Below are 12,129 nucleotides of genomic sequence, written 5' to 3' on the forward strand. Positions count from 1 at the left end.
CCGATGCCTATGTTAGGTCGCGACGTGAACGGAAGAAGATCGAGATGTTGTTCGCGCACCTGAAGCGCATCCTGCGCATTGATCGCCTCAGGCTGAGAGGTCCGTTCGGTGCTCGGGATGAGTTCCTCCTAGCCGCCACGGCCCAGAACCTCCGAAAACTGGCGAAGCTGATCCTGCCGCCTGTTTTGCAGCCCGCTTGAGCACCTGCGCGACCCGCGCGCGCTTGTCCCTTCGATCTATCCCGAACGACTAGTTCGCCGACTTCTTCAACAAAATCCGCCAGGAGCGGCCATCCAAGATCTACTTTGCCAGATCCGGCTCACCGAACGAAGTCCACCCCGCTCCCTAGATGTCGGGCACCGGTGACACTGAAGTGCGCTTGGGACTCCCACTAGACTTTTTGGATGCCCGTGGTGAACCGCGCGCTGTCCACCGCTTTGCCAGAGATTGCGCGAGTAGCCCGTACGAGGCCAATTTTGCGGAAGCTGTGTCAGGGATTGGGCGGGTTAGTTAGTAGGTTCTTCCGACAGAACATAATGGCGGTGAGAAAGACCCTATTGGCTTCGTGGAGTTCTTCTTCTGACCACGCCGCCATGGCGTTATGCTGCCCATCGTTTCGGTATAAAACCGCTGCCAGAATCGTACGCGTGACGTCGATATTGGGTCCGGTCGCGCGCAGCGATCCGATCTTCGCGGTCTGATCGGCCCGCGTCTTCGAAAGCGTCGAAACGAGACCGTACTCGGTACGCAGGAGCGAGTGAATCTCAGGGACAGCGTTCCAAAATCGCTGAACTTTGTTCATCAGCGTGCGTACCGGTTTTACGCCTGCTTCATCTAGTAATGCATTGACCACGTGCTCGAAGGTGGTCGACATCGACTCTACCTCCTTAGCGAGGGCCACATGATCCACTCGCGAGCCACTGAATTGGCGGGCTAGAATCGTCTCAATGCTGAGATGAACTTTCCAGAGGTTTATGTGCTCCAGCCAGTCCAGGACGTCGGATATGTCAGCTTCCGTCAAAGTCAGGCTGGCGTCGGCGATCGGAGCTCTAGCAACAACTGCGTGCTTCAGTGAAAGTTCGGCCTTCTCACGAGCATTTTTTGTCCAATCAGGGAATATAACGTTCAAGGTGTTCTCGAAGTGACCGGTGACACGACCAACATTCTCCGCGAGAGCGGAGAAGTCCCGACCCTCCCCGAGCGTTACCATGCGGGCGGCCAGCGCGATCTGGCGCTTGTATTCGGCAGCGATCTCCTGACGACCGCGCCCCGTCCATTCATCCCATCGCTCGCAAAGGTAAGTAAGAAACGCACGTATCTCGGTTGGCGACGCGCCAATAGCGGCAAGCGCCTCGGCAGCTGCGCGCTTACGCGCAGCGTTGAGATCATCCTGGTCCGCACTGCTCAAGGTAAATGAAGCACCCCCATGGGCGCTGGCGATTGCATCGATCTTTCGGACTCGTAAACTCGACGCGCGCAGAGGCGTCAAAATATCTCGCCCATCGTAGCCCTTGCGCGAGCCCGCGCGGCCCTTGAAACGATACTTGTTGCCATGCCACGCCATCGGGCAGATCGCGGATGTTGCGCTGCGCCAGCGTCATCAATTCCGGTCGACGCGTGTCAAAAATGACTCGCGTGCCCATGTCGAGGGCGTCAGCGACCAGCAGAACTTGCCAGTCATGATAATAGGTATCAACCGCGTCAGGGACATACAGCGGCTGGTCGCCTTCAGACCGAATATTGGTGCGAAAGTTCTCCCAGGGTTCGAAGGGGCAGCTACCTACATCCATGCGAATGAGATCTCTGCCCGGCTGGTCGTCTCGGTCGAACGGGTGAGGCACGTCAGGATCGGCGTCGAAACGGCGCCAAACTCGAAGCGCTTTAGCGAGGTTCGTCGATTGCTCTCGTTGCTCGTCGGTCGAAGGCACACTTGGAACACCGTCGCGTGCTTCAATCACAAGAGCAATGGGCCAGCGGACACGAGCGACGGGTAGAACGATGCGCTGTTTCTCTAGAAATTCAAGCAGCGGTTCCTGGAATATCGTGGGTGCAAGGCGAAGGTCGGCGATTAGGACGCCGAAGTCTCGGGGCGAGATGTAACGGCCCATGCTATGTCCTGCTTGCGCAAATTCTAAATCCCACCGCGCATGCTCGTATCTTTTCCTGATTACGGTCGATGCTCGTCCATTCTCCCGATGCCTGAACTCATTTACCCACGCCGCTTTTCATGGCCGTGGCAGATTCCCTGTCAATTTGGAGTGCAAAAATCGTCGTCATTGCCGACGTCGAATTAGGCCAAGACGACCGCGCATCTAGCTGATCATCGAAACAAATCAACGTACGCTGGTGTGCCCCCATTGTGCCCCTGACAAGAAATTGCCTCTCGCCCCGCTCAAGCTAAATTATTGATTTATATGGCGATCCCGGCATGACTCGAACATGCGACCTACGGTTTAGGAAAACGTGGCACAGACCGATGTTCAGCTAACTTGGCCGCACTGTACATAACACGAAAAATGCATAAATCCCCAATTTAGCTAACTTCTCCGGCGATTTATGCGAAAATGATGGTAATCCTTTTTAACTACGGGTAACAGCTTAATTGTTGCCCCCATGTTGCCCCTGATGGATTGCCTATGGCTAACCGGAACCTCAAACGCCAGCCAGCCCAGCGCCTCACCGCGGTTGCGATAGCCGCCATAAAGCCCGGTAGGCAACGACGCGAAATTCCCGACGCGGACAGCGGCGGGCTTAAGCTCATCGTCCAGCCGAGTGGTGCAAAATCGTGGGCGGTGAAATTTCGCAGGCCGAATGGCAAGCTGGTCAAACTAACGCTTGGACCGCTTGACCAATCCGGCAGGGAAGCCCCTACAGAACCACAGGTCGGCGATCCCCTGACTTTAAAGGCCGCCCGGGTGCTGGCCCTCACCCTCGTAAGGCAGCGGGCACGTAATGTTGACGTGTTTGCTGAGCACCATATTGCACGGCGGCGGCAACGGAGTGCCGTGGTGGAGGCCAGCGCTCATACCTACCCGCATGCGGCGCGCGCCTTCATTGATGATCATCGCGTGGACAGGACAGGCCAGAAGCCGCGCCGCTGGCTGGAAGTCGCAAAGCTGCTGGGCCTTGCTTACCCTCCGGCTGGAGGAGAGCCAATACACGTTAAGCACGGCCTTTGCGACCGTTGGCGAGAGAAACCCATCGCCAGCATCAACGGCGACGACATCTACACCGTGATCGAAGAAGCCCGCCGCAGCGGCGTACCGGGACTGGTACGGCGCAACACCGGCACCAGCGACCCGCGAGGCAGACGCATGGCGGATGCACTCGGCACCATGTTCAATTGGTTGAAGAAACATCGTCGCATCACCGCCGACCCCTGCTTCGGCATCCATCGACCACCACCACCGGCTGCGCGTGACCGTGTTCTGAACGTCAAGACCGACATCCGTGGGGCTGACGAACTGCGCTGGTTCTGGACGGCAAGTGACGCCGTTGGGCCCCCCTTTGGAGCGCTCTGCAAGCTGCTGCTGTTAACGGGTTGCCGCCTGAATGAAATCGCCCGCATGACACGGGATGAACTAAGCGACGATTTTGCTACGCTGCGGTTGCCTGGAACGCGCACCAAGAACGGTTTGCCGCACAACGTGCCGCTGCCGCCGCTGGGGCGGGAAATTATCGCCAACCTGTCGCAGCTTGCAGGCTGCAACTACGTGTTCAGCACAAACGGCAAAACCCCGGTATCGGGATTTTCCAAATACAAGGCGCGGTTTGATGCAGCGATGTGGGCTGCCGCCAAGATGGAGCGGGGCCGGACAGCAACGGTCACGCCGTGGCGATTGCATGACCTGCGCAGGTCCTGCGCCACTGGAATGGCAGGCATCGGCATACCGCCCCACATCATCGAAGCGGCATTGAACCACGTCAGCGGTGCCAAGGGGGGCGTGGCGGGAACTTATAACCGCGAACAATACGAGCCGGAAAAACGCGCCGCGCTGGAGCGCTGGGCCGACCACATCGCGAGCATCGTCGCTGGGCGTGCGGGTAACGTTGTGCCGTTGCGTGGGAGGTCTTGATGGATGAGCCTTGGCACTTCGAGTGGGACGACGACGAGTATTTGATGGACGAGCCTTCACACCCGAGCGAGTGGGAGGACGAGCATGCCCCTGAGATGGTTGCCTTTCGTGCCAAGCATGCGGAAACGATCCGCCGCGCATTGGCACTGATTGCCCCTTCGCGGCAGCCCAGCGAGGCCTGCCGCTATGATGTGGAAACCGCGATCGTTGATCTGCAACGCTACCGCAACCGAGCCCGCGAGGAATTCAAACTTGCGAAGCTAGCCGCTGCCAGACTTGAGGCTGCGCTGTGCCGCGTTGAGTTCTTACTAGAAAAAGACAAAAATCTTCCCTTGGACGTCTTAATGTTTTTTCCGCGTGCAGAAATCGCGAGGTGGCGGTTGGACATGAAAAAGGCCGCTGAGGTAAAGGCTCCGGTCAAGACATCGCAGAAAGATGCTGATTACAAGCGTCGCGCCGTGCTCGCGGCGCGGAGCCTGATGCACCATTCCTCGGTCGCGATTGATGCCAAGCGGGGAAGTCGGTTCTGCAAGCTGGCTGCGCTGCTATATGGCAAGCCTACCGCAGACCTCACCAACCAGTGCAAGGCGGCGATCGCCGTAAAAAGGCGCCGTAAAAAGTCGGGTTGAAGATAATCCCCGCTTTTTACGACTAGGCGGATTAATTGGGTGTCCTAGGTTTAATAACCCAAAGGACACACCCGCCGTGTTAACCTCGAAAACTGCGAAAAGCATCCTTGACGCTGCCAGCCCAGCACCGTCGCACTGACCAGCCGCCGATACCGCCCCGTCGTACTGGCGGAGGTTACACCCTAGGTCCGCAACAGCCGGTCCCGGTGCCGCCCGGGGCAATTTGGATCACCGCCAAACAAGTCTGCGAGCGCTATGGCGGGCGCAGCCTCATGTGGTTGTGGCGCAAAGTTCGGGACGAACCAGCTTTCCCGAAACCGACCTATTTCGGCAGGTTGCAATTCTTCAACGTGGAAGCCGTGGAGGCGTATGAGCGCGCCATTGTCGCCGATCCGCCGCCGCGCGGGCCTAGCCGGACACCGCGCCAATTTCGCCGCGAACGCGCAGAGGCTTGATGCGCGATGACAAACCAAAACGAAACCCGCGCGATGGCTGGCACCATCGGCGGGCAGGTAGGAACTTCAGACCTTAGCTGTCGCATCCTTACCCCAAAAGCCAGCCAACGACAAGGGTCGCTCAGCTCAACCGCGCTCCCCAAGGCGGTGCGGCAATGACGATAGCGAGCACGACAATACTCGGAGAACTTCTTGCGGCCATGCACCGGCAGGAGGCCGCCCACGCGCTTGAGCAGCAAGCCGACGACGATGTAGTCGCCCAGGACGACGTTGTTAAGCGCGCGCTTGCGGCGCGGGTCCGTGAATTGCGGGCCGACGCCGCCAAAATGTTTGCGGAACGGAACGGCTGGCGCGGCGGCCCCGATATAAAGCCGTTTTCGCGGAGCGCCATCAGCGACCCGCCAACCCGGCCCGTTGGGTGGCTCACATGGGCAGATATGCGTCCACCATGGCAAGTTCCGTGGGACCACTGCCTCTACTTGCGTAGCGCGACGCGGGAAAAAGGGAAGCAGGCTGCGCCGGCTGCCATCGTCGTGCAGCCATATGCCCCCAACCAGATTTCGGTTCCAGACGGCATGCGGCTTCATGTGCCGCCGCATGCGGAAGCGAGCATCTGGTTTCCCGGCCGCGCCTCATTTTTTGTTTTCACGCGCGCAGGGCATGCCGAGGTCAATTGGCTGCCGGAGCAGATTGTCGGAATTTCACAATGACCGAACTCAGCGCCGACAGGCCGCCATCACCTGGCGGCCACGCAAACGCGAGTGACAACGTGCGGAGGACCGCGCGATGACCGTCAGCGGCGACGACTTTGTAGGCAGGCGATCCGCGAACGGTGCTTGGCGGCCCCGTAACGGCGCGGAGCGCAACACGCGCCGGGCCGAGGACGTCCTCAGGCGGGCCGATGCGCTTTACACGCGTGAGATGCGTCATGGTGTCAACGAGGAGGTCAGGCATAGCGCGGAATATGTCGCATTTCGACAAGACGCCGAGCGCTCAACTCCATTGGAGCCGACGCCCTACCGCGACAACGAGCTGACCGCGCAAGGCTTTAACTCTACTGCCGAGTATCCCTATCACGCCATCGACCGAACGCCGCTTTATTTCTCGCGGCGCTATGAGCATCCTCAGATCCCCAACGGGAAGCTGTTCAAGCAAGGGCGCTATGACGCGAACTCGCCAACCGGCATCGCCGCCGACGCAGGCCTCATCAAGATCCCCTACAAATGGCCGGAGCTTGCAGCGGCCGATCCCGCCAAGACCGTCTACTGGTGCGAAGGCGAAAAGGACGTTGAGACCTGCATACGGCGCGGGCTGGTGGCGACCACCGCAGCCGGACAACAGCTTTCACCAGTCATCGCCAAGGCGCTCGCGGGCCGTCATCTTGTGGTGTTGGTGGACAATGACACTAAAGGCGAAGAGAACGCGAGAAGGCGGTTGAGGCGTTTCGCCACTATGCGGCGAGCGTCCGCGTCGTGCGCCTGCCGCGATTGCAGCGCAGTGAGGATGTAACTGATTGGATGGATCATCGCGACGGCACTGTTGAAGAACTGACGCGCATCGTGAACGAAGAACCGTGTGTCATCGCGGAGGAGCGTCGCGGCGCGGTCCGTGCTTTGCCCTTCAGGTTTTATGATGACGCTGACATTCCGTGGCCGGACTACATCTATGGCACCAGCTACATTCGCGGCATTCTTTCCATCACGGCGAGCGCGGGCGGGCTGGGCAAGAGCGCGCTTGTGTTGACTGAAGCTCTGGCGATGAGCACCGGGAAACCACTAATACATGGTATCGCTTCACGGAGGCCGCAGACTGTCTGGTACATTAATCTGGAAGACGGCGACAATGTTCTGGTGCCGCGCTTGATGGCCGCGGCAAGGTCATACGAGATCACCGACGAGGAAATCGGTGACCGTCTCATTCTCGATAACAGCGACATGAAGCTCGTGCTTGCGAGTGAAGACGAGAGACGGGGCGCCTCGCTCAATCAAGTCGCTGTTGCTGAGATGATCAGAACGATCAAGGCAAAGCAGATCGACGTCGTAATCATCGATCCGTTGGTGAGCGCGCACCGGATACCCGAAAACGACAACAACGGGATGGACGTGGTGGCCAAGGCGCTGGCGCGGATCGCACGAGAGACTAACTGCGCTCTGATGGTCGTGCATCACATGACGAAGGGCAAGGACGAGCGAACCTCCGACAATGTTCGCGGAGCTTCGGCGCTAGCGAATGCGGCGCGCGTGGTGCGCGTGCTCAATCCGATGGCTAAAGGGGGCGAAGCCGGCGTTACGGAGGAAAAGGCCGGCTCTTGTTTCAGCGTTGATGACGGCAAGACCAACCTTGCTCCTGCTGAAAAACGCATGTGGTTCCAGCGGGTGAACTATGACGGGTTCAGCTTTGACGACTGGCGCAAGAATGTGGTCGTGGTGAAGTCGTTGGCCGCCGCTAATCCGGCCTCGGCGAACCGCCTTGCCAACCTGACCGAAACGGACGTCCGAGCGGCATTCCGGGAGGGCGGGCCGTGGCGCGAGCGTGGAACGTCGGACAGGTGGGCGGGCTTTGCGCTGGCAGCGAGCTTGGGGGTTGGGGCGGAAAGTCGCCCCGAGAAGGCAGCCCTGCAGCAGGCCATCGGCAGGGCCGTCAGGCGGGGGTGGCTGGTGCGTTACGACGCGCCGGACGAGCACCGCCATACTCGATCTCACGTGCATCTTGCGTCGGTTGGGACAAGTGACGCACCAATTGAGGGGGACGCCACCTGAGAAACCCGCATGGAATGGGGCTTTGCGTCGGTTTCACAAGTGACGCAAAAAGTGACGCAAACCAACGCGTGCGTCGGTGCGTCGGTTGCGTCACTCCCTTTAGGGGTGACGACCGACGCGACGCAGCGCAGCGGCGCAGAAGTAACACGCGAGGTCATGGTTGGGCTTGGCGGTTGGGGCTTGGTGGTGGCCCGCAGCCCGGCCCGCCCATGCCCACACGCCACTCGCTCGGCCAACCCACCAGCCAGCCCGATCCGACGCACCAGCGACCGCTCTATGGCCTTCGGTCCCCTTTGGTGCGCGGCCGCGCGGCACGCATGGGGAGTTACAGAAACAGCGTTCAGGGTGAGTAGGCTGAGTAGGTTGAGCAGCTGTGTCCCCGCCGTTCGGCGACCTACCTCGGTAATGCGCTGCGCCCCGCTGAGATTGCCACCGCTCCCCAGGGCGGTGGGCGAAACGAGCTTTCACTTTGCTATTGGAACGCCACGTAAGTGCTGGGCGGGCGTTTTGGGCGCGGGGCTGAGGGCTCGCCTGCAAAAGGGACCGTCTTTTGCTTCGCGCTCCTTGCGGCGCAAGGCGGCCCGTAATATGAATATATTCCGCGCACTGCAGATTAGGGTTTACAGGCATAAAAATGCCCGCTGGTCGATCAGAATTGGTTCGGGCCTCCTCCCTTGGGGATGTTGGCTTGGAGCGCCCGGGCTGCCCCCGCAGTCGGCATGGCGCCACGCTCTCCGCATGTGCCGGCCATCTCGATCTGACCCGCCAGCGGGTGGCTGCGTTGGCGAACGACGGCAACCTACCTCGTAACGAAGAAGGCACGTTCAATCTCGATGAATGTCGGATCGCATACATTCGCTTTCTGCGACAGGGCGCCAGCCGTCGAGCTGCCAGTGGCGATAGCGGCGCCCAGCTCCGCGAGGCGCGCGCTCGTGAAATCGAGATGCGGATCGCCCGGGAGACCGAACAGTTGATACTTCTTGAGGATGTGGAGACCGTGATGCAGGAAGTTGTTTCCTCCTTTTGTGCCGAGCTCAATGGCTTGGCGGCGGCTTGTACCCGCGATCTAACCCTTAGAGGGGTGATTGAAGATCAGGTCGGTAGTGCGATTGATCGGTGCCGAGAACGGCTTGAACAGGCAGTACGCACTCGATTCGACGACGAGGTGGTAGAAAATGGAGAATAGCGGAGGCTATTCATGGGACAGCGAGCGAATTAAGTCGTCGCGGTGATGGGTTTGCGGAGCCCTTCTGATTAATGAGGTTAATCAGAAGGGTTTGTACTGGTCTTCAACTTGTCGGGCTCGAAACGGCCCGCGTCGAGGAGGGCGACATCGGGTTTGCGCTCGACGAGTGCTGTCCCCTGTTCTGCTTGGTTGGATACCAACGGGACCGCCGTCCGAAAGGTCAAGGAGGGTGAGACCACCAACGACCTCTACACATTCCTGACCTGAGCCGAACGTCGAAGTCGGCGCCATCCATCCCAAGGCGATGCCGGTAATCCATGACACTGGACGAGGTCGAAACCTGGATGACCGCCTCCAGAGGGAGGCATTGAAATTGCGGCGGCCGCTTCCGGACGGATCACTGCGGATCGTCTCCCGCGGCGTTAGGAAGACGTTGGCAGCAGAAATCCATCCGACGAGATCAAGTAGTGCTGGCCTAGCGCAACGTAATCCGCATCAATTCCGAGGGACAACCGAGCCGCAGCGCGAAGCCGGGCCACAGCGCGGTACTATTACTCACGTAGAGCGTCATTCCGTCGACAGCCGCCGTCCTTTTCCAGCATGAGATCCGGAAACCCGTCCCGCATCGGAAATTCTGGCAAATCGAGCGTACGATGGTTCCGATCCCTTCCCCGCCAACTCCCGCCGGAGCCCAGGGGCAGAAGCCGCGCACGGCGATGTGCGGCGATTGCGGGAAATTTGGAATTTTGCAGCCGCGCAAGTTCGTCCACGCCTTGGGCACCCGGTTATCGGGGCGGCAAGCCAGCTGTTACCTAGGTAACAGCGGATCTGTTCGGTCTCTCCTAGATTGCCAACACCCGTCGAGATGTCGACAACCGCAGGAGAGATGGTCATGGCACGATTTGTAGGCACGTCGCGCAACGATAATGCGAGGGGCAGTCCGACCGAGTTAAACACCTTCGAGAATTTTGGAATCGGATCGGACACGTTGACCGGCGGTTTGAAGACCGATCTCTTCTATCTCCTGGCCGACCCGCAGGTTGATTTCATCAACGGCTCAGATGGAATTGATCGGCTGGACTACACCAACTCTGACCGTGCCCTCCGTATCGACCTGAGCCCCCATGGTTCGGGGGTAACGGCAGTTCTCCACAATCTAACTTACACGGTGGCTCAAGTTCAAAACGTGGAAGATGCCACTGGCTCACGCTACGACGATACGATTATTGGCACCAATGGAATTAATACCCTCGATGGAGGCGGCGGCAACGACTATCTGTACGGCCTCGGGGACCGCGACCTACTGTTGGGCGGTGCGGGCGCGGATCGTCTTTACGGCGGCGATCAGGACGATACGCTGTTTGGTGGCATCGGCAACGACTATCTCAATGGCGAGACTGGGCTCGATAAGGTCTCTTATGCCGACGTTGACCGCGGAACGAATGTCACAGTGAATCTGTCCAATTATTCCTGGGGGAGTGCAGCGCCGAACACCGCCGTCGTTCACACGGCGATTCCAGAAACTGACACGCTGGTAAGCATCGAGAACGCCATTGGCACGAGCTATGGCGACAACTTTTCCGGCAGCCAGCAGGCGAACGTCTTTGACGGCAGCGCGGGCGACGACTTGCTTTTCGGGCACGGCGGCGATGATACCCTGCTCGGCGGCGAAGGCGGTGATCAACTCTCCGGGGGTATGGGCGCGGACAAGCTCATCGGCGGCAACGGTGTGGATTGGGCCGATTATAGCAGGAATCTCTCCGAGGACGATCCGTACATATACCAGAATCCGCCCAGTACTTCGGTCGTCATCTCCCTCATCAATCCGGCCAACAACACATGGTGGGCCGCGGGGGATACCTACGACAGCATCGAAAATGTCTATGGATCACTATTCAACGACGTCATCACTGGCAACGACGACGACAACATCATTGCCGGCGGCTATGGATCGAACACTCTTTATGGGAATGGCGGAAACGACACTTTTGTTGGATCCCCCTTGGAAGCCGATACTTTCAATGGGGGCGGCGGCAGCGACACGGTTGACTACTCCGGAGCTATCTTGTCGGGAATGGTCATGCCAACCGTGAGTACGAACGTGACGATCGATCTCCAGAACCAAGGCGTCAACGCCGGTGCTGCGGCAGGGGACCTCTTCATCGGCTATACCGAGAACATCATTGGCACATCCCTGTCAGATACCATCCTCGGTAACAATCTGAACAACGATTTTCGCGGCGGCGGCGGGGCCGACCGCCTCATGGGCCGCGGCGGCACCGACACGCTCAGGGGCGACGAAGGAATCGACACCGCGGTCTTTCGCGGCAACGTCGAGGACTATGAATTCCGGGTGCTCCACTTCAACACGGTGATATCGGATACGGGTTACCCGTTCGAGCGCTTCCTCGAAGTCCGCGACCTAACCGGCAATCGCGACGGTACCGACTACGTCATCGGCATCGAGCAGCTAGAGTTTAACGGCGTCGTCCACAACCTCTCGGAGTGGATCATCTGAGACATCCAAGCAAAATTCGCCCCCGGCATGGGGTTCCGAGATGACCGCCGGGTTGCTGGAGACTGTAGTGAGCAACTGAGCGACGATCCGAAAAGTCCATGATGCTTATGCAGGGGTAACCTCTAAAACTGCAATCGTTCCACAAATAAAGAGTGTTGTTAGGCAGAGGGCGGCAATGATCGTCGGCAGCACGCCGCTCGGGCCCCAGCGCAGGTGCCGTCCTCAGCATTCCCCCGATAAGGCTGGTTTCCGTAAACGCGGCCCGAGGCGTAGGGCATCGGACCGGAGGCGGCCCTCCGCGGCGCATAACAACTGAAGCACAAGCCACCACATGGCTTGCGGGATTGGGGCTTAAAGCCTAGGTCAGTTGCGTCCGGTCAGCTGGCCTTCTGGCGCAGGAAGGCCGGAACATCGAGAACTCTATCATCGATAAAATTTCGCGCAGGAGAGGAGCGGCCATACGGATCAAGGCTCTGCGGAGCTGCATGGCGCGCATACTCCGAATT

Annotated in this window: 10 protein-coding genes and 2 pseudogenes; 9 read left to right on the forward strand and 3 right to left on the reverse strand. The window is 59.4% G+C overall.

Annotated features, from left to right (window positions below; genetic code table 11):
• Positions 1 to 200: transposase (locus JQ575_RS42430; protein ID WP_212039089.1), on the forward strand; the 200-nt coding region annotated here is incomplete at its 5' end.
• Between the two features lie 290 nt (positions 201 to 490).
• Here the strand turns inward: JQ575_RS42430 and JQ575_RS42435 are convergent.
• Positions 491 to 1,408: a hypothetical protein gene (locus JQ575_RS42435; RefSeq protein WP_212039090.1), complete on the reverse strand. Its 918-nt coding sequence runs from the start codon at positions 1,406 to 1,408 to the stop codon at positions 491 to 493.
• Entirely contained in the window at positions 1,386 to 2,108 is a 723-nt protein-coding gene (locus JQ575_RS42440; protein ID WP_212039091.1) for a hypothetical protein, read from the reverse strand. The genes JQ575_RS42435 and JQ575_RS42440 overlap by 23 nt, the downstream gene beginning before the upstream one ends.
• Before the next feature lie 528 nt (positions 2,109 to 2,636).
• On the opposite strand from JQ575_RS42440, the gene JQ575_RS42445 reads away from it, so the two are divergent.
• From JQ575_RS42445 to JQ575_RS45430, 7 genes and pseudogenes are all read left to right on the forward strand, one after another.
• On the forward strand, positions 2,637 to 4,076 hold the full coding sequence (locus tag JQ575_RS42445) for a site-specific integrase (protein WP_212039092.1): 1,440 nt from the start codon (positions 2,637 to 2,639) through the stop codon (positions 4,074 to 4,076).
• Positions 4,076 to 4,705 (forward strand): hypothetical protein, encoded by a 630-nt coding sequence (locus tag JQ575_RS42450; RefSeq protein WP_212039093.1) that lies wholly within the window; start codon positions 4,076 to 4,078, stop codon positions 4,703 to 4,705. Before JQ575_RS42445 ends, JQ575_RS42450 begins: the two co-directional genes overlap by 1 nt.
• 610 nt (positions 4,706 to 5,315) lie before the next feature.
• Complete coding sequence (locus tag JQ575_RS42455; protein ID WP_212039094.1) at positions 5,316 to 5,870, forward strand: hypothetical protein; 555 nt, start codon at positions 5,316 to 5,318, stop codon at positions 5,868 to 5,870.
• A 76-nt stretch (positions 5,871 to 5,946) separates the two neighbouring features.
• Positions 5,947 to 6,669, forward strand: coding sequence for a hypothetical protein (locus JQ575_RS42460; RefSeq protein ID WP_212039095.1), 723 nt, complete (start codon positions 5,947 to 5,949; stop codon positions 6,667 to 6,669).
• A gap of 8 nt (positions 6,670 to 6,677) precedes the next feature.
• Positions 6,678 to 7,919, forward strand: coding sequence for an AAA family ATPase (locus JQ575_RS42465; protein ID WP_212039096.1), 1,242 nt, complete (start codon positions 6,678 to 6,680; stop codon positions 7,917 to 7,919).
• A gap of 781 nt (positions 7,920 to 8,700) precedes the next feature.
• Complete coding sequence (locus tag JQ575_RS42470; RefSeq protein WP_212039097.1) at positions 8,701 to 9,105, forward strand: hypothetical protein; 405 nt, start codon at positions 8,701 to 8,703, stop codon at positions 9,103 to 9,105.
• A 134-nt stretch (positions 9,106 to 9,239) separates the two neighbouring features.
• Positions 9,240 to 9,535: pseudogene (locus JQ575_RS45430) on the forward strand (SOS response-associated peptidase); the annotation flags it as partial.
• A gap of 45 nt (positions 9,536 to 9,580) precedes the next feature.
• On the opposite strand, the pseudogene JQ575_RS45435 reads toward JQ575_RS45430, so the two are convergent.
• Positions 9,581 to 9,688 (reverse strand): annotated as a pseudogene (locus tag JQ575_RS45435) (metallophosphoesterase); the annotation flags it as partial.
• 309 nt (positions 9,689 to 9,997) lie between these two features.
• Here JQ575_RS45435 and JQ575_RS42475 point away from each other — a divergent pair.
• Positions 9,998 to 11,623, forward strand: a complete 1,626-nt coding sequence (locus JQ575_RS42475) for a calcium-binding protein (protein WP_212039098.1) — start codon at positions 9,998 to 10,000, stop codon at positions 11,621 to 11,623.
• Positions 11,624 to 12,129 lie beyond the last annotated feature (506 nt).

The sequence above is a fragment of the Bradyrhizobium sp. JYMT SZCCT0428 genome (assembly GCF_018131075.1).
In the GTDB taxonomy this organism is placed as follows: domain Bacteria; phylum Pseudomonadota; class Alphaproteobacteria; order Rhizobiales; family Xanthobacteraceae; genus Bradyrhizobium.

What these genes read in the sequence shown, in the direction of transcription:
- JQ575_RS42465 (WP_212039096.1), top strand. Translation starts at nt 6,678, where the DNA reads ATGGATCATCGCGACGGCACTGTTGAAGAACTGACGCGCATCGTGAAC.
- JQ575_RS42445 (WP_212039092.1), top strand. Translation starts at nt 2,637, where the DNA reads ATGGCTAACCGGAACCTCAAACGCCAGCCAGCCCAGCGCCTCACCGCG.
- JQ575_RS42475 (WP_212039098.1), top strand. Translation starts at nt 9,998, where the DNA reads ATGGCACGATTTGTAGGCACGTCGCGCAACGATAATGCGAGGGGCAGT.
- JQ575_RS42455 (WP_212039094.1), top strand. Translation starts at nt 5,316, where the DNA reads ATGACGATAGCGAGCACGACAATACTCGGAGAACTTCTTGCGGCCATG.
- JQ575_RS42450 (WP_212039093.1), top strand. Translation starts at nt 4,076, where the DNA reads ATGGATGAGCCTTGGCACTTCGAGTGGGACGACGACGAGTATTTGATG.
- JQ575_RS42440 (WP_212039091.1), bottom strand. Translation starts at nt 2,108, where the DNA reads ATGGGCCGTTACATCTCGCCCCGAGACTTCGGCGTCCTAATCGCCGAC.
- JQ575_RS42460 (WP_212039095.1), top strand. Translation starts at nt 5,947, where the DNA reads ATGACCGTCAGCGGCGACGACTTTGTAGGCAGGCGATCCGCGAACGGT.